This is a genomic window from Wolbachia endosymbiont (group B) of Parapoynx stratiotata, assembly GCF_947250635.1.
Lineage (GTDB): Bacteria > Pseudomonadota > Alphaproteobacteria > Rickettsiales > Anaplasmataceae > Wolbachia.
Genome location: NZ_OX366335.1, coordinates 998,932 through 1,020,784, shown reverse-complemented (window position 1 = coordinate 1,020,784; position 21,853 = coordinate 998,932). Strand labels below are relative to the sequence as shown.

Here is a 21,853-nt window from a genome sequence, read left to right as displayed (position 1 = left end):
TTGCCATGACCACTTTAACCCACATTGCCATGACCACTTTGATCCGTGTTGTGATAGACTCGAATTAAATATACAGCTTTCTGATGGATTTGGGTTTCTTTACTAGAAGATTGTTTTCTCAAACAATTCATCGACTCACATAATGCTATCCTAGCTACATGTGATTCAAAGAGCACATGGGAAACCATGTGCTTCACATTTTGCTTAAAAATATAATAAACAGATGCTTGCTTGTCATTTGCAGTGGCTATAGCAGTTCTACCAAAATTAACACAACTAATTTGACTACTGACAGCTTTTTCTTGAAATCTTAGCATTATTTTGCTGTGGCAAAGCTTTTCAATGCGAATATCTTCTATATTAAAGTCGTATTTTGAAATGTACTGTAAGTTTGTATATGCTAGTTTTAACCTTAGAGTTATTAAATCATTAACTTTTTTATCCTATAATAATCTAATAGTTATTTTTTAAAGCATTCTTATGAATTATAATTTTTCCTCATCTCCACGTGTTGGTTCATGTATTCCTACGCGCACAGCTTGCACAACTGACCCACGGTACCATCATAATTTTGATCCACATTGTCATAACCACTTTAACCCACATTGTCATAACCACTTTAACCCACATTGCCATGACCACTTTGATCCGTGTTGTGATAGACTCGAATTAGATATACAGCTTCCTGATATAAAAATACCTCCTTGTCCTGATGTAAAATGTCCTGATGTAAAAATACCTACTTGTCCAGAACCTAAAAAACCAATGGACTTTTCAAAGCTTTCAATAGTAGTTGATGCAACTTCTGGAGAGCTTAAAGATGCCATTACTAAGAAATCTAGTGGTTTAGTGTTTGCAAAATGTAAAAAAATTATTGATAAAAGTGACAACTATCTTGAAATTTCTCCAGACCATCGTATCAAAGGACAATGTGATAGTAATCCTGAATGCAAAGCTTGTGTGGATGCGATAAATGCTTCTATATTAGATACGCACACAGGATCAGCATTTTCTCCTGAACAAATGTCAGTACCAGAAGGTATTGTTTATATTATATGAAAGTAATGAAGGTGTATACATTGTTAGTATACATTTCTATTTTATGTTAACTTTTTAGTAACTTTTATTTATTAATGGAGCAATTTTATGTTAAAGAACACTTTCCCTTATTCAAATAATAGGCATGTAAGTCATACACATCAACTGCCACATATATTGAAAATTAATTTACATACAAGGCTAGATGATGGTAAAGACCCTAAGTCCGAGATTAATGACAAGACTAAGAATAAACTGAAAGATAAAAATGAACTAGAGAAAGATCTTAATTGTAAGATTGATGATAAGACTAAGGATGAACTGAAAGAAAAGATTAAAAATGAACTAAAGAAAGATCTTAAGTTTGAGATTGGTGATAAGACTAAGGATGAACTGAAAGAAAAGATTAAAAATGAACTAGAGAAAGATCTTAATTGTAAGATTGATAACAAGACTAAGGATGAACTGAAAGAAAAGATTAAAAATGAACTAGAGAAAGATCTTAATTGTAAGATTGATGATAAGACTAAGGATGAACTAAAGAAAAATATTAAGAACGAACTAAAGAAAGATCTTAATTGTAAGATTGATGATAAGACTAAGGATGAACTGAAAGAAAAGATTAAAAATGAACTAAAGAAAGATCTTAAGTTTGAGATTGATGATAATACTAAGGGTGAATTGATAAAGGAAGTAGAAGAAAAAATAGACAAAGAATTAAGGGTAAAGTTAAATTGTGACATATTTAAAATGTGTGGCCTTGAAGAGAAAACTAAAGAAATAATTGATGATGGTGAGTGTAACCGAAAAGGATGTGAAAACAGCAAAAAAGATGGTAACCATATTGACGTAAGTAACGATGGTAAGCTTTATATAAGAAAGGCAATAAATAAATTATACCCTGACTTAAGTGAAGGCATTATTGACAAGATTAAAGCTAATGATTATTATGTAAAACAATTTGGTATAACGGCAACTGACTGCAATAAGAAGGGAACGTTCAAAAAAGTGTGTCAAGCCGCATTTTTAGTTCAACTCAATTTTCAATCTATCTGGAAAGAAAATATCAAGTTGAGAAATAGTTAAAGCCCAATTAGGGAGAGCCATAATCCACTTTTGCTCTACCTTTTTTATAGCACAATATACCTGTTTGTACAAGGCATTTGTACTAGTAAATGAACCCTTAGTTTTAGTAAATTTCCTGATTTGTCTATGCAACCCCTCAATTGGATTGGTGGTGTAAATCAGCTTCCTAACTTGCCCAGAATACTTAAAATAACTGGATAAGTTTTCCCAATTGTTCTGCCAGGATTTTATAACTAAAGGATACTTCTCTCCCCATTTTTCTTCCAGCTCAAGCAGATAATTCTCAGCGATCTCTTTACTTGAAGCACGATATATTTTTTTCAAATCATTCATGAAAACTTTTACATCTTTGCTAGATACATATTTCAGTGAATTCCTTATCTGATGCACTATACATAGCTGTACTTCTGCCTTAGGAAACACACTATTTATAGCCGCAGGAAAGCTTTTTAGCCCATCAATGCAGGCAATTAGAATATCTTCTACTCCTCGCTCTTTTAGGTCATTTAGAACTCCCAACCAGAAGTTAGCTCCTTCACTTTCAGCCAAATAAAAACCTAATACTTCTTTTCTGCCATTTTGATTTATGCCCAATATATTATACATGCATTTACTTATACAATGTCCGTCCTCCTTGACCTTAAAGAACATGCCATCCATAAACACTATTGGATACACTGATTGCAGTGGGCGGCTGCGCCATTCATTGATTACTGGTAGCAGTTTATCAGTAATACTGGATATCTCTGCTGCTGATATTTTGTGGTCATATATTTCCTCAACATGTGAAGCTATATCTCTGTATCCCATGCCACTGGCATATGTGCTTAAGACCTTTGCTTCAAGTTCTGGATGTAGGCTTGTTTGCCTTTTTTTGACTATTTGCGGTTCAAAGCTTCCTTCTCTGTCTCTTGGTGTTAATAGTTCAAATGAGCCTGAACTTGTACGTAAAGTTTTTGCATTCCTTCCATTTCTTCGGTTATTTTCTTCACTTTTAGCTGACATGTGGCTTTCTATTTCACCTTCCAGACTTGCCTCTAGCAACCTTTTTATAAACGGTGTTAATGCTCCATCTCTTCCTGTCAATGGTCTTCCTTCTCGTATAGATGACAGGATATTTGTTTCTAATTCTTTATAATCTACCAAACCAGTAGTTCTATTTGCTTGACCCATATCAAACCTCCATTTTTTATATCAATTTATTACTTTTTTTTCGGTTTGACACACTTTTTTGAACGTTCCCTTGCTAACTCTTTAATCAGAGATGGCAGGGTTTTTACTGAGGAATATAGCCCTAAAGCTGCTTAGATTGAAAATTAGTGTAGTTGTGGATAAGTGCGCTTACACAGACTGAAAGCACTTATCCACATCCACACTTCTTAAAAGAATTCAAATCAAATACTACAACTTAAATTACGTAAAATGTGTTAAAAGCATCTTTGGCTTTATAGTCCACTAAGTAAAAATTTATTTTTAGTATTTTTCTATTGACTTTTAACACAACTGCTTATATTGACACTGTTTCAACACCATTTGCAATATACCCATTCAATACTTTTTTAGCCTCATCTTGAAGCTCTGGTCTAGCTTCTTTTATATTATTGAAATCTTGGATAACGGCTTTATACACTTCATCTTCATTAAAATTGGCATTGTATTTTATTAAAAAAGATAATATGTGAAAACTAGCTACAGCAGTGTGAATTGATTTATTCTTTTCTTTTATCTTACCGAGCAAAAACAAAAACCTTTGAATGAAGTCATGATAATCATCTTTTTGTTCTTCAATTTTATTATTATATGAATTACCAATCATTATTACCTCACAACTAAATAATTAGTATAGTAATACGAATGCTAAGTTACATCAATCAATAAACTTACAGTAAATTTTCCATTCTCAGTTATAAGCTCTGCTTCTGTACTCTCAACCCATTCTATCACTTCAGCATTGCAAACTGACTGCAAATCATGCTGAGCAGAATAATTTAACTCATCCTCTTTTACACTCGCTTTTATCATCAACTTTTGTATAAGATGCTTAACTGATACGTTATTATCTGCTTTTATTTTTCTCACAAGGTTTAATATCTGCACGAAATTATCTCCCATTTCTTCAGAATACTTATCATAGATAAGTTCTTCCTTGTTAGGCCAATTACTTTTATTGTGAACAGAGTTATAACTATACAACTGATGATATATTTCCTCTGTAATATATGGCAAAAATGGTGCAAATAACCGCAAAATAATATTTAGTACATATGCCAAACTCTGTTTCGCACTCATGTTTGCCTCGCTGTCCAATGCATCTCCATATGCACGTTTTTTAACTAACTCTAAGTAATTATCACAAAAATCTTTCCAAAAAAATTCTTCTATTGCGCTCAAAGCTTCGCAGTATTCAAACTGTAATAGGTTGTTCGTCGTTTTTTCTATCACTTTATATAATTTGGACAATATCCACTTATCCATCGTCTCACTGATGGAATTTATGCTCAATGCTTGATGTTTTTCCATAAACATGGAAACAAATTTGCTAGCATTCCAAAGTTTCGTAACAAGTCGTTTGCCAATTTTGAAGATATTTTCAGAGTAGACTGTGTCAACTCCAAGTCTTGAGTTTGCTGCCCAATAGCGTACTACGTCAGCTCCATAGGTTTCAAGCATTACATGAGGAGTGATGATATTACCTTTTGATTTACTCATCTTTTTTTTATCGTCAGCCAAACACCAACCACTAATCATGATATTTTTCCACGGCAGTGAATCTGCATGATAATGTGCCTTCAAAATCGTATAAAAAGCCCAAGTTCTTATTATCTCATGGCTTTGGCTGCGCAGATCTGCAGGAAATATCTTATCATACCGATGGCTTGGTAAACCGAGCTCACTGTTTACTGCCAGTGCACTTAGTTGAGGAGTGATCGCACTTGTTGCCCAAGTATCCATCACATCTTGATCTGGAGTAACTTCTTCTCTGCTATAGCTTTTCGGCAAACCTTTTAATGGATCGATAGGTAAATCCTTTACTTCAGCTAGAATGATTTTGCCTTCTTCTCCCTTACGTTTTGAATACCAAACTGGAAATGGTACACCAAAATAACGCTGTCTTGAGATGCACCAATCCCAACTTAGCCCTTCTATCCACACCTCCATACGTTTACGCATAGATTCTGGATGCCAATTACATTTACTCACTTTATCTAATACTTGAGTTTTTTGCTCTAAAGTCTTGACAAACCATTGATAAGTAGGTAATATTTCAAGCGGCGCACCAGATCTTTCAGCACATTTAACAGAATGAGAAATGCTATTGCTTTCTATTAAAAGTCCTTTTCCACTGAGGATTTCAATGATCCTCTTTCTTGCTTCTTTAACTTTTAGTCCATGGATCCCAGTGTCAGCTACTCGGATGACGCTGGCATGTGTCTCCTCTGTCACCTGAGTAGCTTGATACTGGGCATCTTTCTCCCCTGTCATCCCAGTGCGTGACACTGGGATCCATTTTTGATCACACACTGCATGCAGGTTTATCCTTCCATCCTGATCAATTATAATTGTCACCGGCAGATTATGCTTTTGCTGCCAATATATGTCGAGCTCATCACCGAATGTACAGCACATAACAAGCCCAGTGCCTTTATCTATTTTGACCTTATCATCAGCTATTATTGGAACTTTTGCCTCTGTAATTGGCACTACGGCTATTTTTCCAATCAGATGGGCATATCGTGCATCTTCTGGATGACAAAAAACTGCAACACATGCAGGAAGTAACTCAGGTCGCGTAGTTGCAATATGAATCTGCTCATTTTTTTCAGTGGAAAAAACTATCGTGTTCAAAAATGACTCAAAGACTTTATCCTCTATTTCTGCTTGTGCAATTGCAGTTTTATCGATTGGGTCCCAAAGAATAGGTTGCATTTTCCTGTATGCATACTCTTTATTATATAGATCAATGAATGACATTTGAGAAAGTGCCACAGCTTCCTTGCTGATCGTGTGGTATTCCAAATCCCAGTCATAGCTAATGCCAACTGATTTAAACAATTCCTTGAATTCTTGTTTTGACTTCTCAATAACTTCATGGCACATCTCTATAAATTTTTCTCTGCCAACTTCTTTTGCACGGGTTTTATAGGTTTGCTCGACTAACCTTTCAGTCGGAAGACCATTATCATCAAACCCAATTGGATAAAACACATCTTTTCCCAGCATGCGTTGAAACCTTGCAATAAAATCCGTATGGCAATAGCTAAATATATGGCCGATGTGCAGCTTTCCTGATATCGTTGGTGGAGGAGTGTCTATAGTAAAAGTGTTATTCTCTTCACCATTCCATTTATAAACTTTACTTCCTTCCCATAATATGTTGTATTTATTTTCAATTTCTCTAAAGCTGTATTTTTCTTCTAACATAAATATTTTTCAGTTTTAAGCTTTAAGTTAGCACAATTGAGCAAATACAGCAATTTTAATGTCTGACATTTTAGTGTCCCCCTTCGGGGATTGTCCCGCCTTGAGGCGAAGGGCAAGTTACAATAGTCGCGTATGCGACGTTATGGGTATAATGCACACTCTAAGTACGATATGAGAGTACACTTGGTATGGATTCCCAAATATCGAAAAGGGTGCTAATAGGCCAAATTGCTGTTAGAGTTAGGGAGCTGCTAAGGCAGGTTACTATGGAAAATGAGATCCAAATTATCTCAGGCAAAGTTGCAGTAGATCATATTCATATGTTTATATCATATAAACCACAGCAAAGTGTTAGTAAAATTGTACAACTTTTGAAAGGAACAAGTTCAAGGTTGCTGATGCAAGATTTTGCAAGTCTAAGTAAGCAATTTTGGGGCAGGCACCTTTGGGCACGTGGATATTGAGCCGTAAGTTCTGACAGACGAGGTTATACAAGAGTACATATCTATCCAGGAAGGCGAGCCACTTCATGACAATGATCAATTTCAAATTGATTAAAATTTAACCCTTCACCTTGTAGGTGATGGTTGTTGAGTTTATAATACAAAATTTCTTGATTTTAGTTTTTTATGTATTACACGATAAATTTTTAGTATTGAGGTTTATTATGCCTGATTTTAAATTTTCTGATTTACAAGATCTTGTTAATGCTCTATATGATCCATACTATCTGCCCTCCAACGAAAAAATAAAACTAGCAGAATTGCTTGAGGACGTGTTGGAACTAGAAGTTAAAAAAAGCTCAGAAGATGCAATAGCTACATTGAAAGATAAAATAAGAAATGAATTAAAAAATGAAATGAAAAGTGAAATGAAACAAAAAATAAATAAACTTGAGCAGCTAGAGGCGGAAAATAAAGACTTACAAACTAAAAAGGATAGAGCTAAAGGGTTAAATAGATCCTTAGAATATGCAAGGAAGACAGCTCAGAACGAAAATATAGAATTAAAAGCTGAAAAAAATAAACTAAATACTCAAATCCAGCATTCACAGCAAGAAAAGAAAATATTAGAAGTCAAAAATGAAGCAAATAAACAACTAAAAGAAAAAGCAACATACATCGCTACTGCTAGTACTGGTCTTGCTGTTGGGTTAGTAGTGTATATTACACTTGAACATACAACTAAATTGGACATGTGGTTAATCGTTGTTATAGCAACAGTATCTGCATTCTTAGCTGGTGATTTAATAATGAAACCTAGCTCTCAAGTAAATGGAACACAAGAACCACAAGGAGTAGCAAATAAGAATTCAGTGTAGCTTGATATAGTTTTTTTCATTTCACTGCCTTTCCAAATTTGAAGCAGGTTGTTTGAGCCATAGTACAAAGTAAATATAGTAATTTTACACTAAAATTTTTAGTTTTGTTTCTGTGGGTTAGTTGGTACGAGCCTTGCCTTTAAGAAGATGTAAAATCACAATTATTACGAATAACATTCCACCAATAACTGATATAGCTCCACCCGTAATAAAACAAGCACGTGCCAACATTGATGAAATACTTGGCAGATCTGCAACTTTTCTTAAGGCACCATATCCACCAAGCCAAACAAGTCCAGTAATGTGGAGAAAATGTCCCAAGCTATATGCATAAATCTGTAATCTTACTATGGAGCTTTTTATTTCTTTACAGCCCAATTTTGGTAACAGCCAGTAGACAAAATTCATAAAAGCTATAGTAATACCAACTACAGAACCATGATAATGCGCAGGAATAGTGACATTTCCTTCAATAGTTAGCACTCCAAGCACACCTCCATAAATGAACAATACAAACGAGTGAAGAAGATAATTGCCCTTATCATTGAGCAGAGTTTTTATGTTGCAATACACTAATATCGTTAAAAAGCACGGCAGAACTGCTCCAGCAATTCTCATATGCCAGGTAAAAAACTGTATCAATTCAGCACTATCCGCCGAATAAATAAAGTATATAAACGGCGCACCTACGGTCAAAACTGTGTTTATAAATAGTGGTAAAATGGTAATTTTATTTAGACTAATATAGCGAGCATTCAGTATGATCAAATAAACTAAAAACATTGCTTGAGCAAAGGCAAACTGCAGTAAATGTCCGCCTCCCCAAAAGAGATATTCATAAAATAAATTCTTGTCTGAGTGATATAGACCTGGAGGCATATTTTTATGTGCTAAAACAACACAAAGAAATGATGACACAAGTATAATGACCAGGCCAATTTGTCCGATTGAAAGATATGAGTCTTGTTTATTTGATATGTAGGCTAGAGCTGTATTTATCAATATGCTGGTAATGAAAAGACTGAGTCCAAGTAAAAATAATTTGTTTTGTAATACAGGTATATAGTTACTTTTGATAACTTCAGTATTTGGAACAAATGCAGATATAAACATTAGCAGCATGGAAAGGATTGAGAGAGTCCATGAGAAGTTAAACCAATGATTGGTGTTTTTTAAGTTTATGATGAAGAGCAGAGATATTATAGAGCACATCCATACCAAAATTGACAAATTTACGTGTATCACCAGTGCATTATCAAAGATATATTGTGCAGAAGGAATGAGAGAAGAAATAAAAGGCAATCGTAGAAAAATAACAATTATTGACAGCAGTCCAGAACAAGCAAGAGCAAGTACTGCCAAGAATATCCATTGCCTGCAAAGTGAAGCGTTATTTTGTATGTTGAGCATTTACTTTTAGGTACTATAGCATAAGACAATGTACATTTTTCAAATTGATATGCATAGTTTAAATGAATGACATTACAACAATATCTTTCATCGTGAAAATGCTGCGTCCATTTCCATTTCATATTATGGTAATATTACTGACAGCGTTAGTCTGGGCTATCGAAATGTGTTTTAATCAATACTTGATAAAAATTATTACAGTAAGAGAATCTTTACATAATGGCATGACATTACGTTAATGCTTTTGATCCACAATTAAGAACATTTTCGTTGTGATTTACGTTTCTAGTATGTATATTAATGAATCTTGTTTTCACTAAATAATGAAAATAATAATTGTCATGATAATGTTATTGTATAGTAACTATACAATGGCAAGCGAACGAATAAGTTTAGTAGATAAAAAATTATCTCAAGGATATGTAGCTCCAATACTTACAGAAAATAGCGTTATTTTACCAGACAAGCACGGTACCTTATATTCCTTTGATATCGATAACCCAAGAGTTATAAATTGGAAATTATACCTCTCAAGTAGGAAAAAAATTGGTAATATGAGTTTATCGAGCTACAAAGAAAATGTTTTCTTTGTAGTGGATAACATTCTACACACAATAGATGCGAAAACAGGGGAGATTCAATGGGAAAAAGAATTAAGAGCTCCGGCAAGAGGGAAAGCAATAGTAATAAACAATAAGTTGGTAGTATTGACTATTGATAACTATCTACATGTATTTGATATAAAAGATGGCAGCCCCATTTGGGCTTATCAAAATGGTATAAATGAGGTTCGAGGTTTATATTCCATCTCACCAGCAGTCTCTAATGATAAAATAATGGCACCATTTTCAAATGGCGAGTTAATAGCTTTTAATGAAGAAGGTAAAAAACTATGGAGCCAAAAATTAGCTACAAATCTTTTAGACACACAGCTTACAGATGTAACTACTACACCTAGAGTACACGATAATATCTTAATAGCTACGAGCAACTCTTATATTTATAGCATTGACGTAAACTCAGGAAATATTTTATGGTCAAGGCCACTACAAGTAAAAAGTATATCAAACATTGAGTCATATTATAGCCCTCTTATTCCTGCAGAGAAACAAAAAGAAGGCGGAAGAATTTTCATGGTGACTAAAGGTAATAAGGTAATTGGCATCGACATACAAAGTGGAAAAACAGTTTGGACATCTGATTTTATAGAGAATGTGCAATTGTTTGTTCCAATTATGTATGCCCATACGCTTTGGGTAACAAGTAATAAAGGTTCAATATTTGCTTTTCCTGGATCTGAAAGTACAGGAAGGGTAATTAAAATACCCGGTAATGTGTTTCATGCTCCAGTATTTACCCATGGTAAGATGTATATAACGACTGAAGGAAATGGTGTTTATTCTTTAGAAAATAGGTTTGTTTTTTATGACTGATTATGATTTGATTATTATAGGTGGTGGTCCAGGTGGTTACAAATGCGCTATCGCTGCTGCAAAACTTGAACTCAAAGTTGCTTGTATAGACAAAAATAGCATTTTTGGTGGCACGTGTTTGCGAGTTGGGTGTATACCATCAAAAGCATTACTCCATTCCTCTTATCATTATGCTAGCGCGAAAAATAATCTATCAAAACTTGGCATAAAAGTTAAGGATGTAAGTCTCGATTTGAGAGAAATGATAGGCTATAAAGACGCTAGAGTTCAGGAACTTGGAAAAGGCATAGAATATCTGTTTAACCTTTACAAAATTACTAAGATCAATGGACTTGGAAAAATTACTTCTTTTGATCAAGGCAACCTTGAAGTTTCAGTTGAAGGTAAGGTGCTGAAGACAAAAAATATAGTAATTGCAACCGGTTCTGACGTTATTTCTTTGCCAGGAATTAATATTGATGAGAAAAGTATTATTTCATCAACTGGTGCATTGTCTTTAACTGAAGTACCAAAAAAACTTGTCGTAATCGGAGCCGGGGCAATAGGGCTTGAAATGTCTTCTGTATGGAGGAGGCTAGGGTCTGAAGTCACTGTAGTAGAATTTTTTGACAGAATCGCTGCAGCAATGGATGGAGAACTAAGTAAGTTTCTACTTTCTAGTCTACAAAAACAAGGAATAAAATTTTTACTTAGCACTAAAGTTGAGGGAATAAAACAAAGTAGTAGCTCTTTGAGTGTGAAAGTTTGCTCTGTAAAAGATGATCAAACAAACACTATAGAGGCGGATAAGGTATTGGTGGCAGCAGGACGCAAACCATGTACTGATGGTCTTGAAAAAATAGAAAAAGACAGTCGTGGCTTTATTAAAGTCAACAATAGTTATGAAACCAACGTAAAAGGAATATTTGCTATTGGTGACGTAATTGGTGGAGCAATGCTTGCTCACAAAGCTGAGGAAGAAGGGGTGGCAGTTGCAGAGATACTAGCAAGGCAATTGCCTCACGTTGATTATGAAATCATACCGTCAGTCATTTACACCCACCCTGCAGTTTCTTCAATCGGTAAAACCGAAGATGAACTGAAAAGTGTTGGTCGAAAGTATAAAGTTGGTAAATGTCAATTTGCTGCAAATGGTAGAGCAAAAGTCACTGACGATGCTGAGGGATTCGTGAAAGTTCTGACTTGTAGAAAAGCAGATACAATACTCGGTGTACATATCATAGGAGCATACGCTGATACGCTAATCAATGAAGCAGCGGTTGCAATGGCATATGGTGCAGCAGCAGAGGATATATACAGAATTTGTCACTCTCATCCTGATATAAATGAAGCCTTTAGGGATGCGTGCATCGATGCTTTCTTTAAAAAGTAACTGTGGACCTCGGTTCAATCATTGAAAAATGGTATGATTGGCTAAAGTACAACAGGTCTTACTCACCAAACACTTTGGAGTCATACATGAGGGACCTCAAAGATCTTATAAATTTCCTAAATACTCACATTGGTGAAGAAGTAAATGTTGGCTCTTTAGAAAAATTAAGCATACCTGAACTGAGAAGTTGGTTTACCTCTCGTTATGCAAGAGGTGTAAATGCGAGATCTAACACTCGCGCATTGTCAGTAATCAGAAATTTTTTCAAATATATAAAAAACAATTATGAAATAAATAATGAAGCGGTATTTTCTTTATCAAGGCCAATTCAGAGAAGAACTCTACCTAAAGCACTTTCAATATCTAACATAGAAACTCTATTGAAAGAAATGAAATTGCCTGATCTAGGCGAGCCTTGGGTGGTAAAAAGAGAAATTGCAATTGTCGTTCTGCTATATGGTACGGGCTTAAGAATCACTGAAGCACTGAATCTTAAGGTTAGTGATATTAGCAATGAAAGTTTAATAGTAACAGGTAAGGGAGATAAACAAAGGCAGGTATTTATTCTTCCAGTAGTAAAAAAGTGTATACAAAAATATATAAAAGCTTGTCCCCACTTTGACGAAGCGGGACATCTTTTTGTGGGGGTAAGAGGAAAAAAATTGGGAAGAACTTATGTTGCTAATCGTTTGCAAAAAATAAGAAGATTTTTAAACTTACCAGAAATTTTATCTCCACATGCATTTCGCCATAGTTTTGCTACTCATTTGCTTCAGGAAGATATTGACATAAGATCAATACAACAGCTGCTTGGCCACTCAAGCCTTGAAACTACTCAAGTTTACACTCACCTAAATTATCAAGATGTCTTCAATATGTATAAAAACTTTCAGAAGAGTTTGAATAAAAAATCGAAATCTTAACTTCGTCTTAAATCGATAATATTGCCGAACTGAGTGCTTGCAACATCATTCAGTACTGTACCTGCTTTATATAAGCAATAGTGACCAGCAGAGAAGAAAGCAAAAACGTTTTGCAAAAGGTTATGAATGAAAGAGAATAGACAGCAGAATTTAAATTAGAAGCTATGTAAAGAAACAAGTCAAGCAAATAGCAAAAGATCTGGGACCGTACACCTAGGCACTCAATTTTAATTTTTCACTCAAAACCAAGTTTACGACATCAGGGCTGGCTTTTCCTTTGGTGGATTTCATGACTTCACCAACAAAGAACCCATACAATCTTGTTTTACCACCCTTATATTCTTGAACTTTATCTTGGTTGTCATTGATGATTTTATCTATTACCTCTGAGATTTGACATGTGTCAGTTATTTGCTTGAGATTCTGCTCTTCTATAATAAGGGATGCAGGCTTTCCAGTTTCAAACATAATATCAAAAACTTGTTTACCAAGTTTAGCAGAGATCGTTCCATCGACGATAAAGTCGAGGAGTTCGGATAAAGCATCTGCTTTAATTGGAGAGCTAACAATATCAATATTTGTTTTATTTAAACGACCGAAAAGCTCGACGGTTAACCAGGTAACTGCAATCTTTGAATCATGCTTTTTTGCTAATTTTTCAAAATAATCGGCAATTTCTTTATCAGAAGTGAGAACGTCTGCATCATATTCATTGATACCTAATTCCTCTATGTATCGAAGTTTTTTTTGATCTGGCAACTCGGGTAAAGATGATTTAATAGAATCAATTTTGTCTTGGCTTATTTCAACAGGTAGCAAATCAGGTTCAGGGAAATATCTATAGTCACTTGAATCTTCTTTGCTTCTCATCACTTTTGTTTTTCCTAAAGTGACATCAAACAATAAGGTATCTTGACTTATTTCTCCTCCGCTTTCCAAAATTTTGATCTGCCTTTGTGCTTCATAATCTATAGCTTGTACAATATAACGTATTGAATTTAAGTTTTTTATTTCACAACGAGTGCCAAATGTGCTACTACCCTTTGGGCGAACAGAAACATTTGCATCACAGCGAAGTGACCCCTTTTCCATATCACCATCACATGAACCGATGTAACGCAAAATCTGCCTCAATTTTTTCATGAATTCTGCAGCTTCTGCAGATGAACGAAGATCTGGCTCTGAAACAATTTCCATTAAAGCAACACCTGCACGATTTAAATCTACGTAAGTTTTGCTTTCTTCATGAATACTCTTTCCTGCATCTTGCTCTAAGTGAATTCTTGCGATTCTTATTTCTTTTTCATTATTATTGATAAACACTTTACCATTTTTAACTATCGGCTCAAAGAACTGGGTTATTTGGTAACCTTGTGGTAAATCGGGATAAAAATAATTTTTACGATCAAAGTAAGAGCACTTATTAATTTCTGCAGAAAGTGCAAGACCGGTACATATTGCTTGCTCTATGCAGAAATAATTTAATATTGGCAATGTACCTGGCATTGCTGCATCAACTAGAGAAACTTGAGTATTGTGCTCAGTGCCAAATTCCGTTAGTGAACTAGAAAATAGCTTTGTCTTAGAAGAAACCTGAGCGTGTACCTCAAGTCCAATTACTGTCTCCCAGTTTTCTTTTGTCATGTATTTTATTCAATTAATAACTTTATATTCTGCAAACTAGCACAAAAAGTCAAATAAAACTCATTTAACCTATGATCCAAGAGCGGTGTATATCAATAATATAAGAGTTACTACAGTTTCTATTGACTAGGCTGTTATATAATAAAGTTAAGTGCTGCCAAAAAATATCTATAGTAGGCCAAAACATAATTTTGATGGCAACTGATTAGCTAACAAATTTATAAACATCAGTATATAGTTCATCAATGCCTGGCTCTTTACTATTTTTAGCAAAATCTTCTGACTTTTTTACTAAATCTCGTATTTCCTTATCAATAGCTTTGCATTCTTCATCAGAAGCGATTTTATTGTCTGTTATATACTGTTTTAGGGTGCTTATAGGATCATGATTTTGCTTCATATCTTCAACTTCTTCTTTTGAGCGATAAGTAGCAGGATCTGACATTGAATGTCCACGATATCGATATGTCTTCATTTCAAGCAAGAGAGGTCCTTTTCCCCCACGTACGTGCTCAGCTATTTCACTTGTTAACTCATAGACAGAGAAAAAATCCATTCCATCAACTTGTTTTCCAGGAATACCAAAACTCTCTCCTCTTTTATATAGTTCAGTTACTAAAGTTGATCTTTGTACAGAAGTTCCCATTGCGTATTCGTTATTTTCTATGATATAAACCACAGGTAACTTCCACAAAGATGCCATATTAAATGATTCATATACTTGTCCTTGATTTGCAGCACCGTCACCAAAATATGTGAATACAACGTTATCTTTTTTCTTGTATTTATTAGCAAATGCTATTCCTGTGCCAATTGGGACTTGTGCACCTACTATTCCATGTCCACCAAAGAAATTTTTTTCAACATCAAATATGTGCATGGAGCCACCTTTGCCTTTTGAACACCCTGTTTCTTTGCCGGTTAGTTCTGCCATCACAACATTCGGATCAGAATTACATGCAAGCATTAAGCCATGGTCTCTATAGCTTGTGATAAAAGCATCACCAGATTTTGATGCAGCTTGAGTCCCAACTGCAACTGCTTCTTGCCCTATTGATAAGTGACAGAATCCGCCTATTAATCCCATTCCGTATAATTGTCCTGCTTTTTCCTCAAATCTGCGTATGAGAAGCATTTTTCTGTAGAATCCAATCACCTGTTCTTTAGTGAAATTTTCTGCTTTCATATTGACTTTCTTTTATTAAATTGAGATCATACCAGAAATTTTTAACATTTTATAATACTATCTATATGGACTACTATCACTGGCTTGAAGCTTTTCACGTTATCTCTGTAATTATGTGGGTGGCAGGTATGCTCTATTTGCCAAGGCTTTATGTTTACCATGCATCTGTAAAACCAGGGTCAGAAAATGACAGCTTACTTCAAATAATGGAGAAGAGACTCCTTAGATATATCATAAACCCTGCAATGCTTTTCTCCCTTAGTTTTGGAATTATGCTAATGATTATTAGGGAAGCATATCGCGAAGGGTGGTTTCATATAAAAGCGCTAGCATTATTCTTAATGTTTGCTATTCATGGCCTACTTGCAAAGCATAGGAAAAATTTTGCAGTGGGCTTGAATAAGAAAACTCACGTTTATTTTCGTGTTTTAAACGAAGCAGTAACAGTGTTAATAATAATTATAGTTATTATGGTTATTGTAAAACCTTTTTGATTTTCTAGCCTAATGCTGAACCATTGAATGGAGTATAAGAATTGTTACTAAATAGTTTATTCTGATGTTCCATAGTCTAAGTAGAGTACTTAAGATATAGATTCTTTGTTTTTGTGTGTTATCCTGATTAACAAGAATTCGCAGTAGTATTATAATGAGTAAGTTAAAAAAGCTTAGTGCTGGACTTTCTTTGACAGGCCTGATTGGTAGTGATGATATAGATATGCAAAGGGCAGGAAATAGAAAGAAGAAATATCAATTTTTGGATAAGACGTTCGCATGGATTGATGCGATGATAAATTTTATTTTTAAACGTGAGAGTAATAACGTAAATGAAGTCCTAAAAGTCACATGGGGACCACTATTTTTTGGTTTAGTGGTGATATTCATCTTTTTTGGAATAGGTGGTATTTGGTCAGCTATAGCTCCAATTGACGGAGCAGTGCATGCAAGTGGAGAAGTTATTGTCTCTTCAAATAGAAAAATAGTGCAACACTTGGGTGGGGGAATAATAAGCAAAATTTTAGTAAAAGAAGGTCAAACAGTTAAAAAAGATGAGCCTTTAGTTTTATTAAGTGATGTTAACGAAAAGGCAAATTTGAGTATAATTAAAGAAAAACTCTTATCATTTTTGGCAACTGAAGCAAGACTTATTGCAATTAGGGGAGACTTAGATACGCTAGAATTTTCTGATGAGGTTAAAAGATTATCTAACGATGAACTTGTAAATAAAGCGATAAAGAATCAGGTAAAGTTGTTCAACTCTCAGAGAAAGAGTATATTAGGAAAAACTGACATACTGCAACAACGTATAAAGCAGTTAAATGATGAATTAGCAGGGCTAAATTTTCAACTAAATGCAGCCCATAAGCAATATGACTTGATAACTGAGGAGTTAGAAACAAAAAGACAATTACTTGATAGTGGCCATATAAGCAAACCACACATTTTAGCTTTAGAAAAACAGTTTGCTGAAATTGAGGGTAGAGTTGGACATTACCGTTCTGCAATATCTCAAGTACAGCAAAAGATTGGAGAAAATGAGTTAGAGATTATAAATGTGAAGAATGATGCTCAAGAAAGAGCAAATGCTGAGCTTAAGGAAGTTAATACATCTATTGCAGACTTAAAAGAGAGGCTGATGGTTGCTGAAGATTCGTTAGCACGTACAATAATTAAATCACCTCAAGATGGTATAGTTACAGATATAAGATACCACACTGAAGGTGGTGTTATACAATCTGGAGTTCCAATCATGAGTATAGTACCATCAGATGATGATCTAATAATAGATGCTAAAGTTCTAACCAGAAACATAGAAGAGATACTGTCAGCAAAAAAGAAAGATAGCAATATAGTCTCTATCGACGGACTAGAAGGGCTGAAAGTTAAAGTAAGGCTGAGCGCTTATAGTGCACGTCGCTTAAGTTTAATTAACGGTATAGTAAACCATATTTCCCCTGATGCTCTTGATGATCCAAGGATGGGGCGTTATTATTCAGTGCGAGTGGTGATACCAAAATCAGAACTTGCTCAATTTAAAAACGTATACCTATATCCTGGTATGCCAGCAGAAGTATATATAGTTACTCAATCCCGCACTCTTTTATCGTTCTTGTTTACACCTATAATTGCAACATTCGATAGATCTTTCATAGAGAGATAATTTATTTTGCTTTTCTAAAAAATTTGTTTACAGAGTTTGATATGCAAAAAAATTTACACACAAGTAGTGTATTATTTTATAATTATTTTCTATAATATGTAAATCTTTGATTTAAGATGCAAATGCTAACGTAAACATTAAAGGTTAATTAGTAAACTCAGCTGTATAATAGAATTAAAGGAATTAGTAAGATTTTTACCTCAATGAATTATAAATAGGCAAACTTACCTAAAGTTTAATAGTGTCTGTTACTGCTTTTAGGTGTGAGGCTAGAGGGTTATTAGCAATAACAGACACTATTAAACTTATTATAGAACTTCCTTAAAGTAAATACTTAACTTAAAATATTATAATATTTTAACTTAAAATAGATTCATGTAAATGCTTTTTCCTCAAGTTAGTATCGTATTAGTATATTTATTAAATGCTAAAAAAACATTAATCATCATTTACTTTTGATTCAATATTTAGCAAAACACTTGTGTGCATTCTATAATCTCTGTTTGCATAGTAAGTGTATATATATTATTATACAGTTAGTTTTACAGCAAAAAATATGGTGAAGTTATTTGCATTATTGATAATGTTTTACTCAAACATATCAATTGCTTCTGCTCCTACTTCTTGGCAATTTGGATTTCCTGCGCCTGCAACTGAGATAATGGAGGTTGTAGTTAAGTCACATTCGTTTGTGATGAGTGTAATGATTGCAATTATGCTTTTTGTATGGGCCCTGCTTGCTTATGTAGTATTTCGCTTTCGTAAGGGCAAAGTGAAAAATGTCAGTAAAATAACTCATAATATCTTTGTAGAAATTATCTGGTTTGTTATACCAACGATTATTGTTGGGGTATTGGCTTTTAAAAATGCTGAATTAATTAAACTACAGGAGAAAGTGCCAAAAGCTGACATAACACTAAAAGTTATTGGTCATCAATGGTATTGGAGTTACCAGTACCCAGAATATCAAGGTATTTCATTTGACAGCTATATAAAAGGAAAAGAAGACTTTACCGAAAGAGATTTAAAACTATTCTCTGTTGATAATAACGTTATTTTACCTATCAATACTAATATTCGTTTACAAGTGACAGCAGGAGATGTAATACATAGCTGGGGAATACCGGCTTTTGGTATAAAAATTGATGCAATACCAGGTAGGCTGAATGAAGCATGGTTTAACGTTACAAAGCCCGGTATTTATTATGGGCAATGTTATGAACTATGTGGTCAAGGTCATGGATTTATGCCAATTGTTGTTGAAGCAGTGAGTAAAGAAGATTTTAATAAGTGGATTGAAGATAAAAAATTAGTAAGTTAAGTTTGGAGTATAGATATGAGTGATGTACCAAAAGGTATAAGACGTTGGCTGTTTTCTACTAATCACAAAGATATAGGGACACTATACATTATTTTTTCCATATTAGCTGGAATTATTGGTGGATTATTATCGGTAATTATTCGTACTCAGCTAATGCACATTAATATACTGAACAATAATTACCAGCTATATAACGTAATGATTACAGGGCATGCGGTAATAATGGTGTTTTTTATGATAATGCCAGCCTTAATGGGAGGATTTGGTAATTGGTTCGTACCTCTAATGATTGGTTCACCAGATATGGCATTTCCTCGTATGAATAATTTAAGTTTTTGGTTATTAGTATCATCTTTTATTCTGCTCATTCTCTCGGTGTTTGCTGGCGAAGGTCCTGGGACAGGATGGACTTTATACCCACCTTTGTCGCAAATTATGTCCCACCCAAGTGCAGGAGTTGATCTTGCTATACTTGCACTTCATGTTGCTGGTATGTCATCAATTGTTGGGGCGATCAACTTTATAGTCACTATATTCAATATGCGTGCAAAAGGTATGTCACTCACTAAAATGCCACTATTTGTTTGGTCTGTTTTACTAACGTCATTTATGTTAATTGTTGCCTTACCGGTACTTGCTGGTGCTATAACTATGCTGCTAACTGATCGCAATATTGGTACTTCCTTTTTTGATCCTGCTGGTGGCGGTGATCCTGTGTTATTTCAACACCTGTTTTGGTTTTTTGGTCATCCAGAAGTTTACATAATTATTTTCCCTGCATTTGGCATCATAAGTCAAGTCGTATCAACTTTTTCCCATAGGCCAGTATTTGGCTATAAAGGGATGGTTTATGCTATGATAGGTATAGCAGCATTTGGTTTTATGGTTTGGGCTCATCATATGTTTACTGTTGGGCTTAGCGAAGATGCTGCTGTGTTTTTTAGCACTACAACAATTTTTATTGGTGTTATAACTGGTGTAAAAGTTTTTAGCTGGATTGCAACTATGTGGGGTGGGGCAATTGAATTTAAAACCCCTATGCTATTTGCGCTAGGTTTTATTTTTATGTTTGTTGGTGGGGGTATAACCGGAATAATTCTTTCTCACGGTGGAATAGATAAACTTTTACACGATACCTATTATGTCGTTGCTCACTTTCACTATGTCATGTCGCTTGCTGCATTATTTGGAGCCTTCGCTGGTTTTTATTATTGGATAGGCAAAATGTCAGGTAAGCAATATAACGAGTGTTTAGGAAAGGTACACTTTTGGCTCACTTTTATTAGCACCAATGTTACTTTCTTACCTCAGCATTTCCTGGGATTAGCCGGCATGCCAAGGCGTATACCTGATTATCCCGACGCGTTTATCCCTTGGAATTATATATCCTCAGTTGGCTCATATATGTCCTTTGTTTCAGTTATGTTTTTTGTGTTTATAGTTATACATCTCTTCAAATGGGGCAAGAAAGCTGGAGATAATCCTTGGGAAGGTGACACTTTAGAATGGACAGTATCTTCACCACCGCCTTTTCATACTTTTGAAAAACCACCAGTGATAAAATAGAATGTACACAAGTGTTTTGCTAAATGTTGAATCAACAATACTGGATTTTTGGCATTTGCTAAAGCCAAGGATAATGTACCTTGTAGTGTTTACTGCAGTTGCTGGAATGGTTGCTGCGCCGGGTAGTATTCATCCTTTTCTTGTACTAATATCTCTGGTATGCATTGCTCTTGGTTCAGGATCTGCAGGTGCGATAAATATGTGGTATGACAGAGATATAGACTTGCTTATGGAGAGAACAAAAAACCGCCCTATACCTTCAGGTAGAGTTTCTGCAGAAAGCGCGCTTGAATTTGGCATAACTCTTGGGATATTGTCAGTATTTATCATGGCAATAGCAGTGAACTATGTTTCTGCTGCTTTGCTTGCAATTAGCATATTATTTTATGTTTTTGTGTATACAATTTGGCTCAAAAGGCGTACTCCGCAGAATATTGTTATTGGTGGTGCAGCAGGTGCTTTTCCTCCAATGATTGGCTGGGCGGTTGTAACTGACTCTGTAAGCTGGGAAAGTTGTATTCTATTTTTAATAATTTTTATGTGGACTCCACCACATTTTTGGGCTCTATCTTTAAATAGATCTGAAGATTATACAAAAGCATCGATTCCAATGTTCAATATCGTTTATGGTCCAGAAAAAACGAGGAAATATATATTAATCTATAGCGTGTTACTCGTATTAACTAGCTTACTTCCAGCACTATTTTTGAAAAAGGCTCTATTTTACCTCAGTATGGCAATTATTGAAGGGTGTGTTTTTATTTGGTTTGCTGCATCCGTTATAAGGCTTAAGAGTCATAGCTCGCAGAAAAAAATGTTTTCTTATTCGATTTCTTATCTATTTTCTCTGTTTGCCAGCGTTATTTACTGCTCTATTGATTTATTTTAACCATGAAAGAACATAAAAACTATCTTTTACTTTCTCTTCTAATAATGCTCGTTGTAGCACTTTTTTTTATTTCCATAATAAA

The 21,853-nt window shown here is 34.6% G+C and carries 18 protein-coding genes and 1 pseudogene; 12 read left to right on the top strand and 7 right to left on the bottom strand.

Annotation, left to right across the window (positions count from 1 at the left end):
• Nucleotides 1–14: 14 nt before the first annotated feature.
• Nucleotides 15–317 (bottom strand): hypothetical protein, encoded by a 303-nt coding sequence (locus OOT12_RS04675; RefSeq protein ID WP_264685193.1) that lies wholly within the window; start codon nt 315–317, stop codon nt 15–17.
• A 163-nt stretch (nt 318–480) separates the two neighbouring features.
• Between OOT12_RS04675 and OOT12_RS04670 the strand changes: the two genes are divergently transcribed.
• Nucleotides 481–1,059, top strand: a complete 579-nt coding sequence (locus tag OOT12_RS04670) for a hypothetical protein (protein WP_264685192.1) — start codon at nt 481–483, stop codon at nt 1,057–1,059.
• Between the two features lie 87 nt (nt 1,060–1,146).
• Complete coding sequence (locus tag OOT12_RS04665; protein WP_264685191.1) at nt 1,147–2,124, top strand: hypothetical protein; 978 nt, start codon at nt 1,147–1,149, stop codon at nt 2,122–2,124.
• Here OOT12_RS04665 and OOT12_RS04660 read toward each other — a convergent pair.
• The 3 genes from OOT12_RS04660 to OOT12_RS04650 all read right to left on the bottom strand — a co-directional run bounded on the left by OOT12_RS04660 (nt 2,065) and on the right by OOT12_RS04650 (nt 6,546).
• A complete protein-coding gene (locus tag OOT12_RS04660) occupies nt 2,065–3,297 on the bottom strand; it encodes an IS256 family transposase (RefSeq protein ID WP_264685173.1) in 1,233 nt (410 codons plus the stop codon). The two genes, OOT12_RS04665 and OOT12_RS04660, sit on opposite strands and share 60 nt — an antisense overlap.
• 334 nt (nt 3,298–3,631) lie before the next feature.
• Nucleotides 3,632–3,940 carry a hypothetical protein gene (locus OOT12_RS04655; RefSeq protein ID WP_264685190.1) on the bottom strand — a complete coding sequence of 103 codons (309 nt, stop codon included), beginning with the start codon at nt 3,938–3,940 and terminating at the stop codon, nt 3,632–3,634.
• Between the two features lie 41 nt (nt 3,941–3,981).
• A complete protein-coding gene (locus OOT12_RS04650) occupies nt 3,982–6,546 on the bottom strand; it encodes a valine--tRNA ligase (RefSeq protein ID WP_264374705.1) in 2,565 nt (854 codons plus the stop codon).
• 132 nt (nt 6,547–6,678) lie between these two features.
• Between OOT12_RS04650 and tnpA the strand changes: the two are divergent.
• A pseudogene (tnpA, locus tag OOT12_RS07480) lies at nt 6,679–7,104 on the top strand (IS200/IS605 family transposase).
• Nucleotides 7,105–7,213: 109 nt separating this feature from the next.
• Entirely contained in the window at nt 7,214–7,867 is a 654-nt protein-coding gene (locus OOT12_RS04640) for a hypothetical protein (protein ID WP_264374707.1), read from the top strand.
• A gap of 117 nt (nt 7,868–7,984) precedes the next feature.
• Here the strand turns inward: OOT12_RS04640 and OOT12_RS04635 are convergent, their stop codons facing one another.
• Nucleotides 7,985–9,277 carry a cbb3-type cytochrome c oxidase subunit I gene (locus OOT12_RS04635; RefSeq protein WP_264685189.1) on the bottom strand — a complete coding sequence of 431 codons (1,293 nt, stop codon included), beginning with the start codon at nt 9,275–9,277 and terminating at the stop codon, nt 7,985–7,987.
• 323 nt (nt 9,278–9,600) lie between these two features.
• On the opposite strand from OOT12_RS04635, the gene OOT12_RS04630 reads away from it, so the two are divergent.
• Genes OOT12_RS04630 through OOT12_RS04620 form a run of 3 tightly spaced genes read left to right on the top strand, consistent with a single transcriptional unit; the run spans nt 9,601 to nt 13,005 of the window.
• Nucleotides 9,601–10,710: an outer membrane protein assembly factor BamB family protein gene (locus OOT12_RS04630; protein WP_264374708.1), complete on the top strand. Its 1,110-nt coding sequence runs from the start codon at nt 9,601–9,603 to the stop codon at nt 10,708–10,710.
• Nucleotides 10,703–12,082 carry a dihydrolipoyl dehydrogenase gene (gene lpdA, locus OOT12_RS04625; RefSeq protein ID WP_264374709.1) on the top strand — a complete coding sequence of 460 codons (1,380 nt, stop codon included), beginning with the start codon at nt 10,703–10,705 and terminating at the stop codon, nt 12,080–12,082. The genes OOT12_RS04630 and lpdA overlap by 8 nt, the downstream gene beginning before the upstream one ends.
• Nucleotides 12,083–12,084: 2 nt before the next feature.
• A complete protein-coding gene (locus OOT12_RS04620) occupies nt 12,085–13,005 on the top strand; it encodes a tyrosine recombinase XerC (RefSeq protein ID WP_026092663.1) in 921 nt (306 codons plus the stop codon).
• Nucleotides 13,006–13,218: 213 nt separating this feature from the next.
• On the opposite strand, the gene gatB is transcribed toward OOT12_RS04620, so the two are convergent.
• Both gatB and pdhA read right to left on the bottom strand, forming a co-directional pair.
• Nucleotides 13,219–14,649: an Asp-tRNA(Asn)/Glu-tRNA(Gln) amidotransferase subunit GatB gene (gene gatB / locus OOT12_RS04615; RefSeq protein WP_264376350.1), complete on the bottom strand. Its 1,431-nt coding sequence runs from the start codon at nt 14,647–14,649 to the stop codon at nt 13,219–13,221.
• Between the two features lie 205 nt (nt 14,650–14,854).
• Nucleotides 14,855–15,835, bottom strand: coding sequence for a pyruvate dehydrogenase (acetyl-transferring) E1 component subunit alpha (gene pdhA / locus OOT12_RS04610; protein WP_010401363.1), 981 nt, complete (start codon nt 15,833–15,835; stop codon nt 14,855–14,857).
• Between the two features lie 65 nt (nt 15,836–15,900).
• Here pdhA and hemJ point away from each other — a divergent pair, with 65 nt between their 5' ends.
• From hemJ to OOT12_RS04585, 5 genes are all read left to right on the top strand, one after another.
• Nucleotides 15,901–16,329, top strand: coding sequence for a protoporphyrinogen oxidase HemJ (gene hemJ / locus OOT12_RS04605; RefSeq protein WP_264374712.1), 429 nt, complete (start codon nt 15,901–15,903; stop codon nt 16,327–16,329).
• Between the two features lie 154 nt (nt 16,330–16,483).
• Nucleotides 16,484–17,995 (top strand): HlyD family type I secretion periplasmic adaptor subunit, encoded by a 1,512-nt coding sequence (locus OOT12_RS04600; protein WP_264374713.1) that lies wholly within the window; start codon nt 16,484–16,486, stop codon nt 17,993–17,995.
• Between the two features lie 556 nt (nt 17,996–18,551).
• Nucleotides 18,552–19,316 (top strand): cytochrome c oxidase subunit II, encoded by a 765-nt coding sequence (gene coxB, locus OOT12_RS04595; protein ID WP_264374714.1) that lies wholly within the window; start codon nt 18,552–18,554, stop codon nt 19,314–19,316.
• A 15-nt stretch (nt 19,317–19,331) separates the two neighbouring features.
• A complete protein-coding gene (gene ctaD / locus OOT12_RS04590; RefSeq protein ID WP_264374715.1) occupies nt 19,332–20,882 on the top strand; it encodes a cytochrome c oxidase subunit I in 1,551 nt (516 codons plus the stop codon).
• Nucleotide 20,883: 1 nt separating this feature from the next.
• Nucleotides 20,884–21,771, top strand: coding sequence for a heme o synthase (locus OOT12_RS04585; protein WP_264374716.1), 888 nt, complete (start codon nt 20,884–20,886; stop codon nt 21,769–21,771).
• Nucleotides 21,772–21,853: the final 82 nt, after the last annotated feature.

Coding starts and splice junctions, on each gene's coding strand:
- gatB (WP_264376350.1), bottom strand. CDS start 14,649: ATGACAAAAGAAAACTGGGAGACAGTAATTGGACTTGAGGTACACGCT.
- OOT12_RS04600 (WP_264374713.1), top strand. CDS start 16,484: ATGAGTAAGTTAAAAAAGCTTAGTGCTGGACTTTCTTTGACAGGCCTG.
- lpdA (WP_264374709.1), top strand. CDS start 10,703: ATGACTGATTATGATTTGATTATTATAGGTGGTGGTCCAGGTGGTTAC.
- coxB (WP_264374714.1), top strand. CDS start 18,552: ATGGTGAAGTTATTTGCATTATTGATAATGTTTTACTCAAACATATCA.
- hemJ (WP_264374712.1), top strand. CDS start 15,901: ATGGACTACTATCACTGGCTTGAAGCTTTTCACGTTATCTCTGTAATT.
- OOT12_RS04640 (WP_264374707.1), top strand. CDS start 7,214: ATGCCTGATTTTAAATTTTCTGATTTACAAGATCTTGTTAATGCTCTA.
- OOT12_RS04585 (WP_264374716.1), top strand. CDS start 20,884: ATGTACACAAGTGTTTTGCTAAATGTTGAATCAACAATACTGGATTTT.
- OOT12_RS04635 (WP_264685189.1), bottom strand. CDS start 9,277: ATGCTCAACATACAAAATAACGCTTCACTTTGCAGGCAATGGATATTC.
- OOT12_RS04675 (WP_264685193.1), bottom strand. CDS start 317: ATGCTAAGATTTCAAGAAAAAGCTGTCAGTAGTCAAATTAGTTGTGTT.
- OOT12_RS04665 (WP_264685191.1), top strand. CDS start 1,147: ATGTTAAAGAACACTTTCCCTTATTCAAATAATAGGCATGTAAGTCAT.
- OOT12_RS04655 (WP_264685190.1), bottom strand. CDS start 3,940: ATGATTGGTAATTCATATAATAATAAAATTGAAGAACAAAAAGATGAT.
- OOT12_RS04660 (WP_264685173.1), bottom strand. CDS start 3,297: ATGGGTCAAGCAAATAGAACTACTGGTTTGGTAGATTATAAAGAATTA.
- pdhA (WP_010401363.1), bottom strand. CDS start 15,835: ATGAAAGCAGAAAATTTCACTAAAGAACAGGTGATTGGATTCTACAGA.
- OOT12_RS04650 (WP_264374705.1), bottom strand. CDS start 6,546: ATGTTAGAAGAAAAATACAGCTTTAGAGAAATTGAAAATAAATACAAC.
- OOT12_RS04630 (WP_264374708.1), top strand. CDS start 9,601: ATGAAAATAATAATTGTCATGATAATGTTATTGTATAGTAACTATACA.
- ctaD (WP_264374715.1), top strand. CDS start 19,332: ATGAGTGATGTACCAAAAGGTATAAGACGTTGGCTGTTTTCTACTAAT.
- OOT12_RS04670 (WP_264685192.1), top strand. CDS start 481: ATGAATTATAATTTTTCCTCATCTCCACGTGTTGGTTCATGTATTCCT.